General features: G+C 44.9%; 27 protein-coding genes and 1 pseudogene. 17 read left to right on the plus strand and 11 right to left on the minus strand.

All coding sequences use genetic code 11. The features are described from left to right. From ABWP14_RS09465 to ABWP14_RS09490, 6 genes are all read right to left on the minus strand, one after another. A partial coding sequence (locus ABWP14_RS09465; protein ID WP_353202724.1) for a hypothetical protein occupies window positions 1-203 on the minus strand: 203 nt, incomplete at its 3' end. A gap of 4 nt (window positions 204-207) precedes the next feature. After that, window positions 208-975: a GTP cyclohydrolase I gene (gene folE, locus ABWP14_RS09470; RefSeq protein WP_353202725.1), complete on the minus strand. Its 768-nt coding sequence runs from the start codon at window positions 973-975 to the stop codon at window positions 208-210. A gap of 42 nt (window positions 976-1,017) precedes the next feature. After that, entirely contained in the window at window positions 1,018-1,389 is a 372-nt protein-coding gene (locus tag ABWP14_RS09475; RefSeq protein ID WP_353202726.1) for an MAPEG family protein, read from the minus strand. Beyond that, the gene (gene plsY, locus ABWP14_RS09480; protein ID WP_353202727.1) at window positions 1,386-2,042 is read right to left on the minus strand and encodes a glycerol-3-phosphate 1-O-acyltransferase PlsY; all 657 of its coding nucleotides are present in this window, start codon (window positions 2,040-2,042) and stop codon (window positions 1,386-1,388) included. Before plsY ends, ABWP14_RS09475 begins: the two co-directional genes overlap by 4 nt. Window positions 2,043-2,093: 51 nt before the next feature. Next, entirely contained in the window at window positions 2,094-3,050 is a 957-nt protein-coding gene (gene xerD, locus ABWP14_RS09485; protein ID WP_502930177.1) for a site-specific tyrosine recombinase XerD, read from the minus strand. Then, window positions 3,043-3,528: a YajQ family cyclic di-GMP-binding protein gene (locus ABWP14_RS09490; protein ID WP_353202728.1), complete on the minus strand. Its 486-nt coding sequence runs from the start codon at window positions 3,526-3,528 to the stop codon at window positions 3,043-3,045. Before ABWP14_RS09490 ends, xerD begins: the two co-directional genes overlap by 8 nt. A gap of 103 nt (window positions 3,529-3,631) precedes the next feature. Here ABWP14_RS09490 and murB point away from each other — a divergent pair, with 103 nt between their 5' ends. Next, on the plus strand, window positions 3,632-4,675 hold the full coding sequence (gene murB, locus ABWP14_RS09495) for a UDP-N-acetylmuramate dehydrogenase (protein ID WP_353202729.1): 1,044 nt from the start codon (window positions 3,632-3,634) through the stop codon (window positions 4,673-4,675). 29 nt (window positions 4,676-4,704) lie between these two features. On the opposite strand, the gene xseA is transcribed toward murB, so the two are convergent. Continuing rightward, entirely contained in the window at window positions 4,705-5,907 is a 1,203-nt protein-coding gene (gene xseA, locus ABWP14_RS09500) for an exodeoxyribonuclease VII large subunit (protein ID WP_353202730.1), read from the minus strand. Between the two features lie 313 nt (window positions 5,908-6,220). On the opposite strand from xseA, the gene ABWP14_RS09505 reads away from it, so the two are divergent. From ABWP14_RS09505 to ABWP14_RS09545, 9 genes are all read left to right on the plus strand, one after another. Then, window positions 6,221-6,868 carry a MotA/TolQ/ExbB proton channel family protein gene (locus tag ABWP14_RS09505; protein WP_353202731.1) on the plus strand — a complete coding sequence of 216 codons (648 nt, stop codon included), beginning with the start codon at window positions 6,221-6,223 and terminating at the stop codon, window positions 6,866-6,868. Continuing rightward, window positions 6,865-7,326, plus strand: a complete 462-nt coding sequence (locus tag ABWP14_RS09510) for an ExbD/TolR family protein (protein ID WP_353202732.1) — start codon at window positions 6,865-6,867, stop codon at window positions 7,324-7,326. The genes ABWP14_RS09505 and ABWP14_RS09510 overlap by 4 nt, the downstream gene beginning before the upstream one ends. A gap of 21 nt (window positions 7,327-7,347) precedes the next feature. Further along, complete coding sequence (gene lpxK, locus ABWP14_RS09515) at window positions 7,348-8,436, plus strand: tetraacyldisaccharide 4'-kinase (RefSeq protein ID WP_353202733.1); 1,089 nt, start codon at window positions 7,348-7,350, stop codon at window positions 8,434-8,436. Window positions 8,437-8,466: 30 nt separating this feature from the next. Then, the gene (locus ABWP14_RS09520; protein WP_353202734.1) at window positions 8,467-8,643 is read left to right on the plus strand and encodes a Trm112 family protein; all 177 of its coding nucleotides are present in this window, start codon (window positions 8,467-8,469) and stop codon (window positions 8,641-8,643) included. After that, window positions 8,633-9,397, plus strand: coding sequence for a 3-deoxy-manno-octulosonate cytidylyltransferase (gene kdsB, locus ABWP14_RS09525; RefSeq protein WP_353202735.1), 765 nt, complete (start codon window positions 8,633-8,635; stop codon window positions 9,395-9,397). Before ABWP14_RS09520 ends, kdsB begins: the two co-directional genes overlap by 11 nt. Window positions 9,398-9,488: 91 nt before the next feature. Next, window positions 9,489-10,154, plus strand: coding sequence for an adenylate kinase (gene adk / locus ABWP14_RS09530; protein ID WP_353202736.1), 666 nt, complete (start codon window positions 9,489-9,491; stop codon window positions 10,152-10,154). Between the two features lie 132 nt (window positions 10,155-10,286). Continuing rightward, window positions 10,287-10,475, plus strand: a complete 189-nt coding sequence (locus tag ABWP14_RS09535) for a type II toxin-antitoxin system RelE/ParE family toxin (RefSeq protein WP_353202737.1) — start codon at window positions 10,287-10,289, stop codon at window positions 10,473-10,475. A 40-nt stretch (window positions 10,476-10,515) separates the two neighbouring features. After that, on the plus strand, window positions 10,516-10,674 hold the full coding sequence (locus tag ABWP14_RS09540) for a type II toxin-antitoxin system RelE/ParE family toxin (RefSeq protein ID WP_353202738.1): 159 nt from the start codon (window positions 10,516-10,518) through the stop codon (window positions 10,672-10,674). Continuing rightward, a complete protein-coding gene (locus ABWP14_RS09545) occupies window positions 10,664-10,981 on the plus strand; it encodes a helix-turn-helix domain-containing protein (RefSeq protein WP_353202739.1) in 318 nt (105 codons plus the stop codon). Before ABWP14_RS09540 ends, ABWP14_RS09545 begins: the two co-directional genes overlap by 11 nt. Window positions 10,982-10,990: 9 nt before the next feature. Here the strand turns inward: ABWP14_RS09545 and nrdR are convergent, their stop codons facing one another. Further along, window positions 10,991-11,437: a transcriptional regulator NrdR gene (nrdR, locus tag ABWP14_RS09550; RefSeq protein WP_353202740.1), complete on the minus strand. Its 447-nt coding sequence runs from the start codon at window positions 11,435-11,437 to the stop codon at window positions 10,991-10,993. A gap of 19 nt (window positions 11,438-11,456) precedes the next feature. Beyond that, complete coding sequence (glyA, locus tag ABWP14_RS09555; protein WP_353202741.1) at window positions 11,457-12,701, minus strand: serine hydroxymethyltransferase; 1,245 nt, start codon at window positions 12,699-12,701, stop codon at window positions 11,457-11,459. 64 nt (window positions 12,702-12,765) lie between these two features. Between glyA and tolQ the strand changes: the two genes are divergently transcribed. The 7 genes from tolQ (at window position 12,766) to queC (ending at window position 18,172) form a co-directional block, all read left to right on the plus strand. Next, the gene (gene tolQ, locus ABWP14_RS09560) at window positions 12,766-13,422 is read left to right on the plus strand and encodes a protein TolQ (RefSeq protein ID WP_353202742.1); all 657 of its coding nucleotides are present in this window, start codon (window positions 12,766-12,768) and stop codon (window positions 13,420-13,422) included. 14 nt (window positions 13,423-13,436) lie between these two features. Beyond that, window positions 13,437-13,856 carry a protein TolR gene (gene tolR / locus ABWP14_RS09565; protein WP_353202743.1) on the plus strand — a complete coding sequence of 140 codons (420 nt, stop codon included), beginning with the start codon at window positions 13,437-13,439 and terminating at the stop codon, window positions 13,854-13,856. A 38-nt stretch (window positions 13,857-13,894) separates the two neighbouring features. Next, window positions 13,895-14,740, plus strand: coding sequence for an energy transducer TonB (locus ABWP14_RS09570; protein WP_353202744.1), 846 nt, complete (start codon window positions 13,895-13,897; stop codon window positions 14,738-14,740). A 10-nt stretch (window positions 14,741-14,750) separates the two neighbouring features. Continuing rightward, on the plus strand, window positions 14,751-16,055 hold the full coding sequence (tolB, locus tag ABWP14_RS09575) for a Tol-Pal system beta propeller repeat protein TolB (RefSeq protein ID WP_353202745.1): 1,305 nt from the start codon (window positions 14,751-14,753) through the stop codon (window positions 16,053-16,055). A gap of 126 nt (window positions 16,056-16,181) precedes the next feature. Further along, the gene (pal, locus tag ABWP14_RS09580; protein ID WP_353202746.1) at window positions 16,182-16,691 is read left to right on the plus strand and encodes a peptidoglycan-associated lipoprotein Pal; all 510 of its coding nucleotides are present in this window, start codon (window positions 16,182-16,184) and stop codon (window positions 16,689-16,691) included. A 2-nt stretch (window positions 16,692-16,693) separates the two neighbouring features. Then, window positions 16,694-17,422, plus strand: a complete 729-nt coding sequence (ybgF, locus tag ABWP14_RS09585) for a tol-pal system protein YbgF (RefSeq protein WP_502930178.1) — start codon at window positions 16,694-16,696, stop codon at window positions 17,420-17,422. 9 nt (window positions 17,423-17,431) lie between these two features. Further along, the gene (queC, locus tag ABWP14_RS09590) at window positions 17,432-18,172 is read left to right on the plus strand and encodes a 7-cyano-7-deazaguanine synthase QueC (protein WP_353202748.1); all 741 of its coding nucleotides are present in this window, start codon (window positions 17,432-17,434) and stop codon (window positions 18,170-18,172) included. A gap of 24 nt (window positions 18,173-18,196) precedes the next feature. On the opposite strand, the gene ABWP14_RS09595 is transcribed toward queC, so the two are convergent. Both ABWP14_RS09595 and ABWP14_RS09600 read right to left on the minus strand, forming a co-directional pair. Beyond that, complete coding sequence (locus ABWP14_RS09595; RefSeq protein WP_353202749.1) at window positions 18,197-18,415, minus strand: hypothetical protein; 219 nt, start codon at window positions 18,413-18,415, stop codon at window positions 18,197-18,199. After that, a pseudogene (locus ABWP14_RS09600) lies at window positions 18,412-18,528 on the minus strand (type II toxin-antitoxin system HigB family toxin); the annotation flags it as partial. The gene ABWP14_RS09595 and the pseudogene ABWP14_RS09600, both read right to left, overlap by 4 nt. Window positions 18,529-18,541: the final 13 nt, after the last annotated feature.

Below are 18,541 nucleotides of genomic sequence, written 5' to 3' on the forward strand. Positions count from 1 at the left end.
TAAAACCAATTTCTGGTTGAGGACTCTGCAAGCAATATCCAAGAACGGGCTTGGAAGTCTTTTAAATTCTCAGGAGGAATCGTGAAAAAGGGATTTTCAATCTTAGGGCTAGTAATTTTCTCTACGTTCGGCATCGTTGGCAAAAAAGTGCAACCTGAAGTGATGCTCAGAATAAGCAGGAGAATGACTAACGATCTTTTCATCCGTCTATTTTCGCTCAATTAAGGATAAGAACTCGCGCCGCAGATTGGCATCTTTCAAAAAGGCGCCACGCATCACGCTATTGATCATTTTTGAATCTCGATCTTTGACACCACGCCATTGCATGCAAAAATGATCCGCTTCCATCACCACTGCAACCCCAACCGGCTTAATTTTCTTCTCCAGCATGTCGGTCAATTCCACTACAGCCTCTTCTTGAATCTGAGGACGGCACATGACCCACTCTGTAATACGAGAATATTTCGATAGTCCAATGAGTGCAGAGTTTTTACTTGGCAGAACACCAATCCAGACACGACCCATGATTGGACAGAGATGGTGAGAGCAGGCGCTGCGGACAGTAATCGGCCCAATGATCATCAACTCATTTAAGCGGCTGACATTAGGGAACTTCGTTAAGACTGGTTGCTCAACATAGCGCCCATTAAATACCTCTTGCACATACATCTTGGCAACGCGGCGACTAGTGCCTTTTGTGTTGTGATCACTTTCAGTATCGATTACCAGGCTCTCTAAAACTGCCTGCATCTTCTGCGCAACCTCGTCTACCAAAGCTTCTAATTCACCGGGCTTAATAAATGCAGAAATATTGTCATTTGCATGAAAGCGCGCATTCTGTGCCTTAATGCGACGACGAATCACTGTTGATAAAGGCGAGCCCGCATCATCTTGAGTCGATTTTTGAGTGACTCCTTTTTTTGTAGGTGTTTTTACAGCAGTACTTTTTTTACTGGCAACTTTTTTGATAAGCATGAATTGTGAATGTCTCGAGTAATATTTTAAAAGGGTTGAAATTTAAATCTGAAAAAAGAGGCTGATGACGCAGATGATGCCGATCAACCATACGATTGATCTTGCCGTAGACCAATTAGCCACATAACAGATTAAGTATGCAATACGTGCAAGTACAAAGCCTACTGCCAAGATATCAATACGGGCCTGAGGGGCATTTGAGATCGAGGCAATAATGACTGCGGCAAAAAAGAGGGGTAAGGATTCAAAGAGATTGGCTTGAGCAGCATTGGCACGCGCTCGAAATCCAGTCTGCTTCGCTAACCATTGACGCGGTAAACCGTTGTCATAGCCTTCCCAACCTTTTTTAGCGATTCCAGTAGCAACATAGGGAAGTATTCCCATGATTAATACGCAGAAATAAGCAATGGTCATGATGTGCCTTTATCTCCGCTTGCCAAAGTTTTTTTCTTAGAGCCAATTCGTGACTCAGTGCCATTCATGAGGTTTTGAATATTGCTGCGATGACGCCAGATCAACAATGAGCACACTACAAGTAGCGCTAGACCCATGGGCTGAAAACCGAATAAGAACACGAAGTAGATGGGGCCAAATACAGCGGCTGCTAGCGCCGCTAGTGAAGAGTAGCGCATAAACATCGCCACAATAATCCAAGTACTTAAGGTAGCAGCACCCAGAATCCAATTAATCCCAAACAAAATACCGCAAGCAGTCGCAACTCCTTTGCCGCCTTTAAAGCCATGGAATATCGGAAACAAATGCCCCAAGAACACCGCAATCACAACGCCAGATAAAACCCAAGAACCCAAGGTCGAAGTCAGAGACTCATCCCCCAATAACACTCGAGCAAGCATCACTGCGATGTAGCCTTTTAATGCATCGCCAATCAAAGTCAAAACAGCAGCCAATTTATTTCCGGTACGCAATACATTGGTCGCACCGGGATTGCCTGATCCATAGGTATGGGGGTCGGGCAAACGCATACATTTGCTCACCACCACCGCAAAGGAGATGGAGCCAATCAAATAAGCAATTGGAATGAGCAGGAGGGCTAAATTGGAATTCATAGCGCTATCTTAAACATTAATACCGCATTGGGTAGCACACTAAGTGCTGCACTAGGTACCGCGGGGATGGTGCTGTTGATGAATGGACTTCAGGCGCTCTCTAGCGACGTGTGTATAGATTTGAGTAGTAGAGATATCCGCATGGCCTAAAAGTAGCTGTACCACCCTTAGATCCGCTCCATGATTTAATAAATGGGTAGCAAAGGCATGACGTAAGGTATGTGGCGATAGCGCTACTGGGATGTTCGCAATCGTGGCATAACGCTTAATCAAAGCCCAAAAAGCCTGGCGAGTTAAACCCGTACCCGTATGACGACCAACAAATACCGCATCGGAGCTTTTACCCTCCAATAAGATCGCCCTGGCCTCAGCAAGATAGCGGCGTAGCCATTGACCCGCTTCTCCCCCAAAGGGTACTAGACGCTCTTTTCCGCCCTTACCATTGACGACCCTGACTACACCTTCATTCATACCAAGAGCAACGGTTTTGAGTGAGACGATTTCGGAGACACGTAAGCCACTGGCATACATCAGCTCTAACATCGTGCGATCACGTAAACCCAATGGGGTTTCAATATCAGGAGCATTGAGCAAAGTAGTCACTTGATCTTCACTCAAGGTTTTTGGAAAACGCATGGCTTGCTTAGCGGCACGTAAGCCGATACAAGGATCAGACTTAACTAAATTGATGCGTAGCGCATGACGAAAAAAACGCTTAAACACGGTCAGTCGTCGATTAGCAGTCGTCGCTTTATCAGCACGACGATAGGCAAAATACGCGGTGAGATCTTTTTCAGTGACGCCATATAAATCAGTACCCGATTGTTTATATAGCCACTGTGCCAACAATAAAAGATCGCGACGATAGGCTGTTAGGCTATTCTGAGCAAGGCCATCCTCTAACCAACAAGCATCACAAAAACGCTCAATCGCCTCTTGGCTTGCAGGCGCAATCTCAGCAGGTTCCGCTTTTAAGCCAGCGCCCACTGATGATTCTGTTTTAGTCACGGAAGTTATTAAAGCCCAATGGTGCTTCGGTAATCTCTTTGCGCAAGAAGTTCATGACTTCCTGAAGATCATCCCGCTTGGCGCCAGTGACACGTACTGCATCACCCTGAATGCTCGCTTGCACTTTCATCTTGCTATCTTTAATGATGCGCACTACTTTTTTAGCAAAGTCAGAAGCGATCCCTTTTTGAATCTTCATGGTTTGCTTACGCTTATCGCTACCGATCGTTTCTGTCTTGTCATCCTTTAAATAACGGACGTCTACATTACGCTTAGCCATCTTGCCAAATAAAACGTCCCGCACCTGACCCAATTTAAAATCATCATCGCCAAATAAAATCAGCGCTTCCTCTTTTTGCTCTACTCGGCTATCAGAGCCCTTAAAGTCAAAGCGATTACTAATCTCTTTATTGGATTGCTCAATCGCATTTTTCAGCTCAACCATATCGGGTTCGCAAACTACGTCAAATGAGGGCATATCAACTCCTTTTATTTTTGTGTGTCATCTTTACTTCAATAGTGCATTGCAGGGATTTTCCAGAAATTTTTCAGAAAAACCCGAAGACGGATAAGATTGTGGCATGAACTGTGCAAAAAATGCGCCCCCGTCACCCAATTTGACCCTGAATTTAGGGCTCAAATCCAGAAACACCTTTGGCTTAGCCGCAAGTGCCCAGCGCGCATTTGAGATTACCGACCCTGAACAACTACCCTCTTTAATGAGTGAGATTTCTGAAAAGGCTTGGCCTTGGCACGTTTTAGGGGGAGGAAGCAATGTGATTCTCCCGCCAACTTTATCGGGTGCCACCCTACTCATGAATATCGTAGGGCAAGAGGTGACGCATCAGGATGAGCACAATACCTATCTCACCGTTGGAGCTGGAGTCAACTGGCACGACCTGGTTGCCTGGACCCTAGAACATGAATTACTAGGTCTAGAAAATTTAGCATTAATACCAGGAACAGTAGGTGCAGCTCCGATTCAGAATATTGGCGCCTATGGAGTAGAAATTGCACAGTACATCGACAGTGTCCAAGCCTTTGATACTCAGACCAATGCATTTGTCACTCTTTCTAATGCCGATTGTCAGTTTGCTTATCGCGATAGTGACTTCAAACGCAATCCGCATCGCTATATCCTAACTACGCTCATTTTTAAACTCCCCAAAGCGTGGCAAGCACGAGTGCAATATGCTGATCTAGCGAATTACTTTTCTGAAGTAAATAATCAAGATCCCAGCGCTAAAGAAATCTTCACCGCCGTTTGCGAGATTCGCAGTAAAAAATTACCCGACCCCAAAGTCATTGGTAACGCGGGTAGCTTCTTTCAGAACCCCATTGTCAGTACTGAGCAGTGCGCCTCACTGTTAAAGCAATTTCCCAATCTGGTTTCATATCCAGACACAGCAGGCATGAAAAAACTAGCTGCGGGATGGCTCATTGACCAATGCGGATTTAAAGGTCAACGCCTTGGCGAAGTAGGTGTTTATGAAAAACAAGCACTCGTGATTGTGAATCACGGCAATGCCACTGCAGCAGATATCCTGGCTTTGGCAAAACAGATTCAAGATGCCGTACAAGTAAAGTTTGGTGTTTCTTTAGATATTGAACCCAATATCCTCTAGCGTACTCATATTTACTGTTCCGTCTTCAATCACTTCACGTCGCTCAGCTTGACGTTTGCTTTGCCTTTAGCAAGTCGGATTTCATATTCAGGACCTGCTGTTAACTCGCCTGGATCGCGCACTGCTTGTAAGCCTTCGGATACATTGAGAACCACTGCATAGCCTCGTTCTAGAGTGCGCTGTGGATTAAGCATTTCCAATTGAGATTGAAAGTGTCCTTGATTGCGCTTCCAGGCTTCCACTCTGACAGCCCAAGCTTGATTGAGGCGTTGTTGCCAGCTCGTGATCTGCTCACGCATGCGCTCTGGATTCGGTAAGGCATGGCTTAAACGCAAGGCCAGTTGATCCAAGGTTTGCGCTTCACGCTCTACCCGTTGACGCACCCTCTGGAGCATTGCTTGTTTGATTGCTTCTAATTCTTGTAACATTTGATCTTTGCGCGGCGCTGCTAACTCTGCCGCACCCGTTGGTGTTGGTGCTCGTAAGTCAGCAACAAAATCAGCAATCGTCACATCGGTTTCATGACCTACACCACTGACAATCGGAATGGGTGACTTAGCCATTGCGTAAGCTAACTGCTCATCATTAAACGCCCAAAGATCTTCAATACTGCCACCACCGCGTACCATCAAAATCACATCGACTACATTTTCTTTTTCAGCAGCTTTTAATGCAGCAATAATCCCTGCAGGTGCATCTGGTCCTTGTACTAATGTGGGATAAATCACAATCGGAATATGTGGCGCTCTTCTAGCCAATGTACTGAGCACATCTTTTAATGCCGCAGCTTGCGGTGAAGTAATAATGCCAATCGATCTTGGATGAGATGGAATCTCTTGTTTGCGATCAGCGTCAAATAAGCCCTCTTTGGCAAGCTTGGCTTTGAGCTTTAAAAAAGCCTCGTATAAACCACCCATTCCAGCGCGCCGCAAAGTCTGAATCGTAAGTTGAATATCACCACGCGGAACATACATTCCTAAGTTAGCGCTCACCTCTACTAAATCCCCAGATTGAGGCATGAAGTCAACTTGCCCATTTCGACCTCGAAACATGACGCACTTAATTTGACCCTCTTCATCCTTCAATGAGAAATACCAATGCCCACTGTCATATGCCTTGAAGTTCGAAATCTCCCCACTCACCCATACGGTATCGAAACGCTCCTCTAAAGAGGCAGCAATAGCGCGGTTAAGATCGCCAACAGTGAGGATTTCCCTTGATATTTCCGACATTTTTTTCTTTATCTACAAAAACATATGGCTTGGAGGGTTATAACTATCCACAGAAGCATATAGACTCTCAGGTTAACAAAAATAAGTAAGTATTCACTCACTCAAAACGTCACATAAATCCAACAAGTAAAGCTTAAGTCATTGATTTATATCACTAAAAAATAGATCTTTTTTTCCTAAAAACAGTTCAAAATAAGCTCATCCCATGATCAATCAATGACTTACGCCATTTCCTTAAAAAAGTTACACACAGAGTTATCCACAGGCTGGCTTTCAGAAAACGGTTTTTTAATTCAGCTAAAGTAATGAGCTTATGTACTCAATCTTACTGTCTGCCGGCTGGCCTATCTGGCCTCTTCTAATCATCTCCATTATTGGATTGGCTATTGTCATTGAACGAACCTGGTATTTACGTCAAATTCAGGTATTTCCCAAGGATTGCCTTGAAACAGCCTTTGGCTTGGCAAACGCCGTTTCCAATGGGAAATCCATTCCCGAGTCAGAGATAAGCTCCCTTAAACAGTCCTCCCTTGCTGGAAATTTATTTGCCTGCCTCTTACATGAAAAACTGCAAGGCAATAGTGCTGATTCTGCAATAGAAGAACTACAAGCCTTAGCCCAATCGATCTGGTTAAAACTGGATCGTTACTCAGGGGCACTAGCTACTATCGCCACCGTTGCCCCACTACTCGGCTTATTTGGTACCGTGGTTGGCATGATTGAGATCTTTGGTAGTCAAGGTGCCATCAATGGCGGCGCTGGCAGCCCTCAGCAACTCGCACACGGTATTTCAGTTGCGCTATACAACACCGCTTTTGGTTTATTGATTGCGATTCCTGCATTGGCTGCTTGGCGCAGTTTGCGATCCATTGCGAACCAACGTCAACGCGAATGTGAAGAGTTCACTAGGCAGTTATTTAAAAAACTGTATCCAATCACTGCAACCAATTCTGCACCATGAGTTGGTTAGATTCGCACGCTCGTAGAAAATTTTCTCTAGGAGAAATTGCGAGTCCTGCTGAACCCGAGATCAATCTCATTCCATTTATTGATGTGTTGTTAGTGGTGCTTATTTTTTTAATGATCTCTACTACCTTTACCCGCTTTCAAGAGCTAGCGATTACTTTGCCAACTGCAAATGGAAATGAAGCTCAATCTGAAGTAAGGCAAATTCACATTGCAGTGAGCCGTGATGGGCGCTTTGCCGTCAACGGTAAGGTTGCAGAGCGCTCCCAATTAGGCGCACTGCTCTCGCAGATCAGTAATCAAGGTGGGTCTTCTAAAGAGGCTCCAAATACTATGCAGGTCAACATCGACGCTGATGCCAGAGCCCCTCACCAGGCGGTCATGAGTGCACTGGAAGCAGCACGTGATGCTAATCTATCTAATATTGTCTTTAGCAGTCAAACGAATAAATAAAGAACACGAAAAACTAGACTCATGTCACTTTCTTTCTTTCGCAAAGCACCCCAGTTTTGGGAAAGACGTGGGCCTACTAGTATTGCCTTATGGCCTCTCTCTTGGATTTATGGATTAGTACTTCGCACAAACAAACTGATTCAAGATCTTGGAATTGGTAAGGAAAAAGCGGCCCCTGTTCCCATCATTATTATCGGCAATATTCGAGTGGGCGGTACGGGTAAAACTCCCATTGTGATTGCGTTAGCAGAGCGTCTCAGTCAACTTGGTTGGAGGCCTGGAATTATTAGCAGAGCTTATGGCTCTCAAGCACTAACAACACCACAACAAGTAAGTAGTGATTCAGATCCCAGTCGCGTTGGTGATGAGCCGGTTTTAATTGCTAAACGCACGCATGACCAAATTCCGATTTGGGTATTTCCAAAACGCAGTCTTTCAATACGTGCTTTGCTCAAGCATGCTCCCGAGGTTAACGTCATCATTAGTGATGATGGCTTACAACACAAAGGTTTAGTACGCTGGCCTGCGCGCGAAGGTGGGCGTGATATTGAGTTTGTGGTTCGCGATGCGCGTGGCGAAGGAAATGGTTTTTTATTGCCAGCGGGTCCATTACGTGAGCCTGCAACGCGCGAGCGTGACGCCACTCTCCTCACTGGCAAACAGGAGCCCAATAAAATCTATGGCTTACTCGATGAGTATTTTTTAGGGCGTAGAGCATTTCCTATAATTAGCGAATTGGGAACACCCTATCAATTAATCGATCCAAGCAATATGCAAACGATGGAGTCCATTGCCAATACCTATCTACCCATGCAGATCACTGCTGTAGCTGCTCTCGGTAACCCGCAAGGTTTTTTTGATGATCTGCTTGAAAATGGCATTGCCGCAAAGTGTATTCCCCTCCCCGATCACGCTACTTACACACCTGAGTTTTTTGAGTCGATTCATGCAGACTGCATCCTCATTACCGAAAAAGATGCCGTCAAATGTGCTGCCATTCAGGATGAACGTATTTGGGTTGTTCCTATGAATTTACGTATTTCTGATGACTTGGCAGACTGGCTGCAATCTATCCTACAAAGACCCGATCCAAACCGTTACACTTTGTAATCACAACACCTTCACGAAACACACAACATCATGGATAAACGCCTTCTCGAAATTTTGGTCTGTCCTTTATGCAAAAGCCCTTTACATCTAGATAGGACTAAAAAAGAGCTGATTTGTAAAGCAGATCGCTTGGCCTACCCGATTCGCAATGACATCCCCGTGATGATGGTAGATGAGGCTCGCAGTCTTGGTGCTGATGAATACTAAATCTAAGGCTCCTGAGTTTTTAGTAGTGATTCCTGCCAGACTAGGATCAACTCGCTTACCACGCAAACCACTGGCAGACCTTGCAGGTAAGCCAATGGTAGTGAGAGTTGCCGAACGGGCAAAACTATCTCTCGCTCAAAGCGTCATCGTTGCAACCGATTCAGCAGAAATTCAAGCAGCCTGTAATGAACATCAGATCGAATGTTTACTGACCAGCACAGATCATCCTACTGGGACTGATCGTCTTGCTGAAATTGTGCAATTACTTAAATTGCCAGCTGATGCATTATTGGTGAATGTTCAAGGTGATGAACCGCTCATTCCGCCTGAATTAATTAACCAAGTCGCGCAGACTTTAGCCGATCATACGCATTGCGCTATTTCTACAGTTGCTACAGCGATTCACGATAAAGCAGAAATTGATAACCCAAATGTCGTAAAAGTAGTGCTCAATAAAAATAATGAAGCCCTCTACTTTTCGAGAGCGCCGATACCGTTTGTACGAGATCAAGATCAGCCAATACCGACAACTCATCTGCGCCATTTAGGCATCTACGCCTATCGTGCTGATTTTCTGCAAGCCTATACGCGTTTAGAGCCTGCACCACCAGAGCAGGCTGAAGCCCTAGAGCAACTCAGAGCGCTTTGGAATGGCTATCGTATTGCGGTTCATATTGCCGCAGAGGCACCGCCAGCAGGGGTGGATACCCCCGAGGACCTAGATAGGATTCGCCAGATTTTGAGCAAAGCGTAATATCAGGATTTCTTGGGGATAATCCTAGGAACAAGGGGCCCAGGTTCCTGACAAAATACACGACAATGACAGCTCTTTTAGGGGGAAAATCATGCGCTTAATTCTGCTCGGTGCACCAGGTGCTGGTAAAGGAACACAGGCACAGTTTATTTGTGAAAAATATGCCATTCCACAAATATCTACTGGAGACATGTTACGCGCAGCTGTTAAAGCAGGAACAGAATTGGGTATTGCTGCCAAGAAAATTATGGATTCAGGTGGTCTTGTTTCTGATGACATCATCATCGGCTTAGTAAAAGATCGCTTAACCCAACCTGACTGCAGCAAAGGTTATTTGTTCGATGGTTTTCCAAGAACCATTCCACAAGCACAAGCGATGAAAGATGCTGAAGTACCGATCGATTTCGTTTTAGAGATCGACGTACCATTTGATGCCATCATCGATCGCATGAGTGGCCGTCGTGTTCACCCAGCCTCCGGACGTTCATATCACATCAAATTTAATCCACCAAAAGTTGAAGGAAAAGATGATGTCACTGGCGAACCCCTCATTCAACGCGATGACGATAAAGAAGAGACCGTTCGTAAACGTCTACAGGTATATAACGACCAGACTAGGCCCTTAGTGGAGTACTACTCAAGCTGGGCAGCGCAGGCAAACTCTGCAGATAAAGTAAAAGCGCCGGCTTATCGCAAAATTAGTGGAACCGGTAGTGTTGACGACATCACTGCATCTATCTTTGCCATACTTAAGTAATCAAGAGCTACTTCAATTAAAAGGACTGCATTGCAGTCCTTTTTGTTTTTAGGGAGCTACAACTCTATCCCCTTTCACATTCTAGGAAAAAGGGGTATTATTTAACTATACCACTTAGTGATATAATTTTGAATGCTTAAAAAACGCTCATTTAAAACAGAAACTTTTTCAAGGTGGATAAAAAAGGCAGAATTACAAGATACAAACTCATTGCAAGCAATAAAAGAAATGGAAAGTGGTCTGATTGATGCAGATCTTGGAGACTATGTTTACAAGAAGAGGGTGGCGCTAAAGGGTTTAGGAAAAAGATCCGGGGGGTAGAACTCTAGTAGCAAGTAAATTTTTGAAGAGATGGATATTTATGTATGGCTTCTCAAAAGGCGAGCAAGCTAATATTGATAGAGATGAATTGGTTTATTTGCAAGAAACTGCAAAAAGACTGTTAAATTTAAATGACGATGAACTAAATACTGCAGTTACTTTGGGTGAATTATTGGAGCTACAAGATTATGGCAACTAAGCAAAAAAGCCGAATTATTCAAGAGATGAAAGAAACCATCGCTGGCCTTCATAAGGCCGGGGTTGTCACCAAAAAAAGTATGCAAGAATTTTCAGCACTGCGTAATTTATCTGTAAAACCCATGACGCCTCGGCACATAAAACAACTTCGAAGTAAAACTAGATTGAGTCAGGCTGTATTTGCTATCGCAATTAATACTAGCTTGTCGACTATCCAGAAATGGGAAGCAGGCGATAAGGCACCAAGCGGCCCATCACTTAAGCTGCTATCTCTGATAGAAAGAAAGGGAATTGCTGCAGTTCTTTAAGTTAAAAGATTACTTCAACTCTTTTAGCGCACTCTCAAAGGACTCAATATCAGCAAAGCTTCTATAGACAGAAGCAAAGCGAATGTAAGCGACCTTGTCTAAGCGCTTGAGCTCACGCATGACTAATTCTCCAACGCGCTCACTTGGGATTTCTTTTTCGCCTAGGCTCAGTAATTTTTCTTCGATACGAGCAATCGCTTCGTCTACCGAATCGGAAGACACTGGGCGCTTACGCAAGGCCAGCTTAATCGAGCTCACTAACTTCTCATGACTGTACTCAACACGGCTACCGTTCTTCTTAACAATCGCCGGTAGCGCCAGTTCAACACGTTCATAAGTGGTGAAGCGTTTGTCGCACTTTGCACAACGGCGACGGCGCCGAATGGTATCGCCCTCGTCCGATACCCTGGTATCAAGAACCTGGGTATCGTCGTTATGGCAAAAAGGGCAGCGCAATGTAGGCTTTCTTTTTTACTTAACCGTAAACCGGGAAGCGTTTAGTTAATGCAGCTACTTCTGCACGAACCTTGGCAATATTATCGAGATCATGTGGATTATCTAAAACGTCAGCAATAAAATTACCCACTTGACGCGCTTCAGCTTCTTTAAATCCACGTGTGGTCATTGCTGGCGAACCTAAACGAATACCACTCGTCACCATTGGCTTTTCTGGATCATTTGGAATACCGTTTTTGTTACAAGTGATATGAGCATCGCCCAATACTTTTTCAGCCTCTTTGCCGGTCATCTTCTTCGCACGCAAATCAACCAACATCACATGTGAATCCGTGCCCCCAGAAACGATCCGCAAACCACGGTTAATTAAAGTTTCTGCTAAGGCCCTAGCGTTGGCGATGACTTGCTTCTGATAATCAATAAAGCTAGGCTCTTGCGCCTCTTTGAATGCTGTTGCTTTTGCTGCAATCACATGCATCAATGGACCACCCTGTAAGCCAGGGAATACCGCCGAGTTAATGGCCTTCTCATGCTCAGCTTTCATCAAGATGATGCCGCCACGTGGGCCACGCAAACTCTTGTGGGTTGTAGAAGTAACGATGTCAGCATGCGGCACTGGATTTGGATATACACCAGCGGCAATCAGACCAGAGTAATGCGCCATATCCACCATAAAAATCGCGCCCACTTCTTTTGCCAACTTGCCAATACGCTCCCAATCGATTACTAGAGAGTAGGCAGAAGCACCAGCAATAATTAATTTTGGTTTGTGTTCACGTGCTAAACGCTCCATTTGCTCGTAATCAATCGCCTCGTTTTTATCAAGACCATAAGAAATAGGGTTGAACCATTTACCGCTCATATTCAATGCCATGCCATGGGTCAAGTGGCCACCTTCAGCCAAGCTCATTCCCATAAAGGTGTCACCCGGTTTTAAGAATGCCAAGAAAACAGCTTGATTAGCAGATGCGCCGCAATGGGGCTGCACGTTAGCTGCCTCAGCGCCATAAAGTGCTTTCACACGATCAATCGCTAATTGCTCAGCAACGTCCACGAATTCACAACCGCCGTAATAGCGCTTCCCTGGATAGCCTTCTGCATATTTATTGGTTAACTGAGAACCCTGAGCCTGCATGACCGCTGGTGAGGCGTAGTTCTCAGACGCAATCAGCTCAATATGGTCTTCCTGACGGCGATTTTCATTCTGAATGGCTACCCACAACTCGGGGTCGGTTTTAGATAAAGTATTTTGACGGTCAAACATAGCGATAATCCTGATGAAGTTGAATTGCTTTAGTAAAATCAACCTACATCATACAAAACTCACCATGACCACTACACAAGACCTTTCGCTTCTCTCCCTTATCCTCAATGCCAGCCTATTAGTCCAGCTAGTAATGTTGTTATTAATTGGCATGTCAATTGCCTCTTGGACCATCATTTTTAAGAAAACAGCCATTTTGAGGGGCGTCAGAAGGGATACAGAGCGTTTTGAGCGTGATTTCTGGTCAGGTGGTGACTTGGGTACCCTCCTAGAGTCAGCGCAACGTAATACCCGCAGTGATGCTGTTCTAGAACACATCTTCGAAGCAGGCATGCAGGAATTTTTAAAGGTTCGTGAGATTGATGCAGCTCGCCGTGCCATGAAAGCAACCTACCAACGTGAAATGGATGCTTTAGAAGCAAATCTTCCTTTCTTGGCTTCAGTTGGCTCCGTTTCTCCTTACATCGGTTTGTTTGGAACGGTTTGGGGAATTATGAATTCCTTTCGCGGGCTATCGAATGTACAAAACGCAACCTTAGCTGCAGTAGCGCCTGGTATCGCCGAAGCTTTGATTGCAACAGCGATTGGTTTGTTTGCTGCGATTCCTGCGGTGGTTGCTTACAACCGCGCAGCAACGGATGTGGATCGTCTCTCTATTCGTTTTGAAACTTTTATTGAAGAGTTCACGAATATTTTGCAACGTCAGACTGCTGGTCGATAAGAGCAAAATAAGTCATGGCCACCTCCTCATTGCGTAAATCCAAACGTCGGGCAATGTCTGACATCAATGTGGTTCCATATATTGATGTGATGTTGGTGCTATTAGTAATCTTCATGGTTACTGCACCAATGGTCAATCCAGGAGTGGTGAACCTACCTACGGTAGGTGGCGCTAAGGTGCAATCACTCCCGCCGGTTTTCTTAACGATTGACGCGAATGAAAAAGTGATTGTTCGCAAAGATGGTGAGCCTGTTCAAACACTCGATAAATTTGAACTTGGTGCATTTGCAAGGGCACAAGCTGAGAAGTCTGCAGAACAGCCTGTTGTGCTGGCTGCTGATAAGTCTATTAAATATGAAGTGGTGATGGATGTCATGTCCAAACTCAAAGAGAATGGTGTCAAGCGAGTTGGCCTGGCAGTAAAGAGTCAATAAGCCCCTTGAATTTAGCCTGCACTGCATCTTCATAAGTCATGACAAGCGCGCAACTCTCTCAAAATCCATTTGGGCAAAGGGGTGGCGATCTGCCTGATCGTGAACGCGGTCGACTCACCAAAGAAGAAAGTACTAAACGCGCCTTTACCTTTTCATTAATTGCACACTTAGGTTTAGTAGCCTTTCTTGTCATCGGCATTAGTTGGAATAACAGCACTCCAGCTGGAATTGAAGTAGAGCTTTGGGATTCAACACAACAAGTTGAAACACCTCCTGCTCCGGAACTCAAAACAGAAATGAAAGAAGAAGCGGCCGATATTGTTGTGAAGAAAAAACCAGTAGAAAAAGAACCACCTAAAAAAGAAAAAGAGGTGGTTAAAGAGCCACCTAAGCCAGTAAAAGCGGCTCCTCCAAAAGAAGTACCTAAAAAAGTAGAGCCCCCTAAAAAGGTAGAAGCTCTAAAACCAGCTGCACTGACTCCCGCACAAATTAAAGCGAATGCCGAGGCAGACAAACGACGTGAAGCCAATATCGCCAGCCTTCGAGGTATGGCTACTAATGATGGCGGCACAGGCGGATCGGTCGGCAGTGGAGTTGGTGGGGGTGGCAATGCACCCCCTGGATGGAGCGATAAAGTCATTAAGAAAGTGCGTGCCAACATCACTTTCAATGCCGATTCCTTCAAAGGCAACAAACAAACCGTGGTTCAGGTGCGTTTAGCCCCTGATGGCGCTATCCTTTCTAGGACAATGACTTCTAGTAGCGGCGATAATGCTTGGGATCAGGCTGTTTTAAGCGCGATTGATGCAACACAGAGCTTGCCTCGCGATGACAATGGACAATTCCCGACATTAACACCCGAACTGAAATTAAAACCAAAGTAAATATCACCATATGATGAATTCAATTGCCCTCACTTTGCGAAAAACCATTCTGATTTTCAGCGCTAGTGTGTTGAGCTTATTGAGCCTTCCTAGCTTTGCTCAAATGAGCATTGAAATTACTGGTGTTGGTCAATCACTTTATCCCATCGCTGTGATGCGATTTAAAGATGAGGGCAAGTTACCTACGAGCGTCACTGACATCATTCGTCAAGATCTAGCACGCAGTGGTTACTTTAAAAATATTGAAAACGGTAACGCTAGCGAGAGTGGCGAAGACGCGCCAAACTATAATGCTTGGGCTGCCCGTGGAGCCAATGCTTTGGTAGTAGGCTCGGTAGTGCAAAAGGGCGCTGATCAATTTGATATTCAATACAGACTATTTGATATCCGTAAATCCCAGAGTCTTGGTGGCTTAAACATTAATTCCAGCGCTGATAATCTGCGCGCGGCTGCCCATAAAATTGCCGATGACATCATCATGAAGTTATTGGGTGAACGTGGCATCTTTTCGACACGCTTGTCCTATGTGATTAAGGACGGCAAACGTTTTCGTCTTGTGATCTCTGATGCCGATGGGCAAAACATTCGTAATGCCATGTCTAGTGGTGATCCGATTATTTCTCCATCATGGTCACCTGATGGTAAAAAGGTTGCTTACGTATCTTTTGAAGATCGCAAACCGGTCATATACGTTCATGAACTAGCAACCGGTCGTCGCATTGCTCTCTCCAATCAAAAGGGTAATAACAGCGCGCCCGCATGGTCGCCTGATGGCAAGAAGCTAGCGATCTCCTTATCCAAAGATGGTAATACGCAAATCTATAGCATCAATGCTGATGGTTCAGGCTTGCAGCGCTTAACTCGTGGTAACACAATTGATACCGAACCCCAATATTCTCCTGATGGTCGCTCTATTTATTTCACCAGTGATCGTGGTGGCAATCCTCAGATTTATCGCATGAGTGCAGAGGGCGAACAAGTTGAGGGTGGTAAACGAGTCAGCTTTAAACAAGGCTTTGTAACTTCACCACGCATTTCTCCTGATGGAAAATATTTAGCCTATATCGCTAATGTGGGCGGCGCTTTCCGCCTCTACATTATGAATCTAGCCACTGGTGACTCACAGGCACTAAGCGATGGGACCAGCGATGAATCACCTTCTTTTGCTGCCAACGGTAAGTACGTTCTCTACTCAACCAAGGTTGGTAACAGACGTGTTTTAGCAGCGGTGTCTGTTGACGGTAATACCAAGCAGATATTGAGCATTCCAGGTTCTGATGTACGTCAGCCATCCTGGGGCCCTTTTATGGATTAGTGACAAGGCATTGAAGCGGGATGGCTTCAAGCTTTATAGCAATTTAGGCAGTTCTAGCTCTCTAAGGGGTTAAAATAAACGTTATCAACTAATTTATTAGCTAATTTGTAAAAAAAGGAAGCCAAAATGACATTCTCAATCGCACGACGCGCCGCCACATTTGCACTCTTAGGGGCTAGCGCTCTTTTAGTAGCCTGCTCATCTGGAGTGAAATTAGATGATGTTGATGGCACTGGTACTGGTGCTGCAGATGGAAAAAGTAGCTTTGGTTCACAGCCGTGGAACGATCCTAAGAGCCCATTGTTTGAGAAAAGTGTTTACTTCGGTCTTGATGAATACACAGTCGAAACCAAGTATCAAAAAATGCTGTCTGCTCATGCTGGCTACCTTAAAGCTAATCCAAAGCAAAAAATCATTATTCAAGGTAACACCGATGATCGTGGCACTGCCGAGTACAACTTAGCATTAGGCCAACGTCGTTCTGATGCTGTTCGCAAATCATTAAATTTGATGGGCGTATCGAATGATCAAATGGAAGCAGTCAGTTTTGGTAAGGAAAAACCAAAAGCAGATGGCAACAATGAATCTGCTTGGACAGAAAATCGCCGCGCTGACATTGCCTACATCACCAACTAATGTTGATTGTTTCTACCCTGTTTAAACAAACGCTCTCACGAGCGTTTTGTTTAAGTGCTGCCGTTGTTTTCTGCTGCACTTCAACAAGTGCCTGGGCACTATTTAATGATGATGATGCTCGCAAAGCCATATTAGAGCTACGCAAATCTCTAGCCACCACTCAATTAGAGCTGCAAGGCCAGATTGATAAGCTCAAGTCCGAAAATACACAACTGCGCGGCAAGATTGAGAATATAGAGAAGCAAGGCGAAGATATTTCTAAAAGCCAAAAGACTTATTACAAGGACCTCGATAGTCGTATTGGTAATTTTGAGCCCCGCACTGTCACAATTGAAGGTGTTAGTGGCTCAGTTCAGCCTGCTGAAACTAGCGCTTACGACGATGCCTTAAAGCTATTTCAAAGTGGCAGTCTAAAAAAAGCTGACTCAGAATTTTCAGCATTTATCACTCGATTCCCCAAGAGTCCATATGTACCCCTAGCGATGTTCTGGGGTGGCAATAGCAAATATGCCACCAAGGATTACAAGGGAGCCATGACTCAATTGCAATCCCTCATTGCTCGCTACCCAAATCATCCGCGCCTTCCTGCTGCTATGTTGACCATCGGAAACTGTCAGTTAGAGATGGGCAATAAAGCAGCAGCCAAGAGAACATTTATTGAGATTGTTTCTCAGTATCCTGATTCGGATACCGCAAAAGATGCGCAACGGCTGATTGCTGCCACCAAGTAATCATCCGTAATGTCTTCGTTGTCTGCAGCCTTTTCACATTTTGCTCCACGCAAATCGGATGCGCCTGCGGTAATCTTGTTTTCAGGTGGTCTCGACTCCAGCACCATCCTCGCCTTAGCAAAAGATCTTGGTTATGCGCCGTATGCGCTATCCGTCAGCTATGGTCAACGTCATTCTTCCGAGCTAGCTGCTGCAAAACATATTGCAAAAAAGATGGGGGTCATTCGTCACGAAGTAGTGAACTTAGACCTCACTCGCTTTGGTGGTTCAGCCCTGACAGATTCCACTATTGCAATTCCTACTACACCCGGTAAGGACCAAGAGATTCCTGTGACCTATGTTCCAGCGCGCAACACGATCTTGCTCTCACTAGCCCTAGGTTGGGCCGAATCCTTAGGTGGATTAGATGTGTTCTATGGCGCCAATGCTGTTGATTATTCTGGTTACCCAGACTGTCGCCCTGAATACGTTGCCTCATTCGAGGAAATGGCTAATCTGGCAACTAAAGCAGGTGTAGAAGCCATCAATCACGAGAATCGCTTTCGAGTACATGCCCCGATTATCAATATGAGTAAGGCTCAAATTATTGAACTGGGAAGTACTCTTGGGGTTGATTACTCCCAAACCGTTTCTTGTTATCAAGCAAATGATTTGGGAGAAGCCTGCGGTGAATGTGAGTCTTGCCGCTTAAGGCAGGTAGGCTTTAAACAAGCCAATCTGAGTGATCCAACTCGTTATCGAATAAGCTGATATTAGGCTGCATATCCTTAGGAGTTATCCAGCTTGCTCCATTCGAAACTTAATAGCTTCAATGGGATCGGGTGGAGCTATAAAATAATGCTTAGCTTCATAAGCTTCAATCAACATTAGTAACATTTCAAACCGATATGCTTTTTTACTACCAGGCAATAGTTCGTGATCTACAAAATCTGATGCCTCAGCCAAGGCTGCTTCATATTCTTCTTCGGTAGGAATGGGTCTTAAATCTTTCATATACCTTCCATCTTCACTGTCTTTGCGTCAATACTGTCATATGCAGCATGATTTCCTATAAATTTTATATACAGCACACCAATTCGATATGCGACTGCCACAATTAAACGGCAATCATTACCTTTG

Source organism: Polynucleobacter sp. (assembly GCF_040400325.1).
In the GTDB taxonomy this organism is placed as follows: Bacteria; Pseudomonadota; Gammaproteobacteria; order Burkholderiales; family Burkholderiaceae; genus Polynucleobacter.

What these genes read in the sequence shown, in the direction of transcription:
- folE (WP_353202725.1), bottom strand. Translation starts at nt 975, where the DNA reads ATGCTTATCAAAAAAGTTGCCAGTAAAAAAAGTACTGCTGTAAAAACA.
- ABWP14_RS09475 (WP_353202726.1), bottom strand. Translation starts at nt 1,389, where the DNA reads ATGACCATTGCTTATTTCTGCGTATTAATCATGGGAATACTTCCCTAT.
- plsY (WP_353202727.1), bottom strand. Translation starts at nt 2,042, where the DNA reads ATGAATTCCAATTTAGCCCTCCTGCTCATTCCAATTGCTTATTTGATT.
- ABWP14_RS09490 (WP_353202728.1), bottom strand. Translation starts at nt 3,528, where the DNA reads ATGCCCTCATTTGACGTAGTTTGCGAACCCGATATGGTTGAGCTGAAA.
- murB (WP_353202729.1), top strand. Translation starts at nt 3,632, where the DNA reads ATGAACTGTGCAAAAAATGCGCCCCCGTCACCCAATTTGACCCTGAAT.
- xseA (WP_353202730.1), bottom strand. Translation starts at nt 5,907, where the DNA reads ATGTCGGAAATATCAAGGGAAATCCTCACTGTTGGCGATCTTAACCGC.
- ABWP14_RS09505 (WP_353202731.1), top strand. Translation starts at nt 6,221, where the DNA reads ATGTACTCAATCTTACTGTCTGCCGGCTGGCCTATCTGGCCTCTTCTA.
- ABWP14_RS09510 (WP_353202732.1), top strand. Translation starts at nt 6,865, where the DNA reads ATGAGTTGGTTAGATTCGCACGCTCGTAGAAAATTTTCTCTAGGAGAA.
- lpxK (WP_353202733.1), top strand. Translation starts at nt 7,348, where the DNA reads ATGTCACTTTCTTTCTTTCGCAAAGCACCCCAGTTTTGGGAAAGACGT.
- ABWP14_RS09520 (WP_353202734.1), top strand. Translation starts at nt 8,467, where the DNA reads ATGGATAAACGCCTTCTCGAAATTTTGGTCTGTCCTTTATGCAAAAGC.
- kdsB (WP_353202735.1), top strand. Translation starts at nt 8,633, where the DNA reads ATGAATACTAAATCTAAGGCTCCTGAGTTTTTAGTAGTGATTCCTGCC.
- adk (WP_353202736.1), top strand. Translation starts at nt 9,489, where the DNA reads ATGCGCTTAATTCTGCTCGGTGCACCAGGTGCTGGTAAAGGAACACAG.
- ABWP14_RS09535 (WP_353202737.1), top strand. Translation starts at nt 10,287, where the DNA reads ATGCTTAAAAAACGCTCATTTAAAACAGAAACTTTTTCAAGGTGGATA.
- ABWP14_RS09540 (WP_353202738.1), top strand. Translation starts at nt 10,516, where the DNA reads ATGTATGGCTTCTCAAAAGGCGAGCAAGCTAATATTGATAGAGATGAA.
- ABWP14_RS09545 (WP_353202739.1), top strand. Translation starts at nt 10,664, where the DNA reads ATGGCAACTAAGCAAAAAAGCCGAATTATTCAAGAGATGAAAGAAACC.
- glyA (WP_353202741.1), bottom strand. Translation starts at nt 12,701, where the DNA reads ATGTTTGACCGTCAAAATACTTTATCTAAAACCGACCCCGAGTTGTGG.
- tolQ (WP_353202742.1), top strand. Translation starts at nt 12,766, where the DNA reads ATGACCACTACACAAGACCTTTCGCTTCTCTCCCTTATCCTCAATGCC.
- tolR (WP_353202743.1), top strand. Translation starts at nt 13,437, where the DNA reads ATGGCCACCTCCTCATTGCGTAAATCCAAACGTCGGGCAATGTCTGAC.
- ABWP14_RS09570 (WP_353202744.1), top strand. Translation starts at nt 13,895, where the DNA reads ATGACAAGCGCGCAACTCTCTCAAAATCCATTTGGGCAAAGGGGTGGC.
- tolB (WP_353202745.1), top strand. Translation starts at nt 14,751, where the DNA reads ATGATGAATTCAATTGCCCTCACTTTGCGAAAAACCATTCTGATTTTC.
- pal (WP_353202746.1), top strand. Translation starts at nt 16,182, where the DNA reads ATGACATTCTCAATCGCACGACGCGCCGCCACATTTGCACTCTTAGGG.
- queC (WP_353202748.1), top strand. Translation starts at nt 17,432, where the DNA reads ATGTCTTCGTTGTCTGCAGCCTTTTCACATTTTGCTCCACGCAAATCG.
- ABWP14_RS09595 (WP_353202749.1), bottom strand. Translation starts at nt 18,415, where the DNA reads ATGAAAGATTTAAGACCCATTCCTACCGAAGAAGAATATGAAGCAGCC.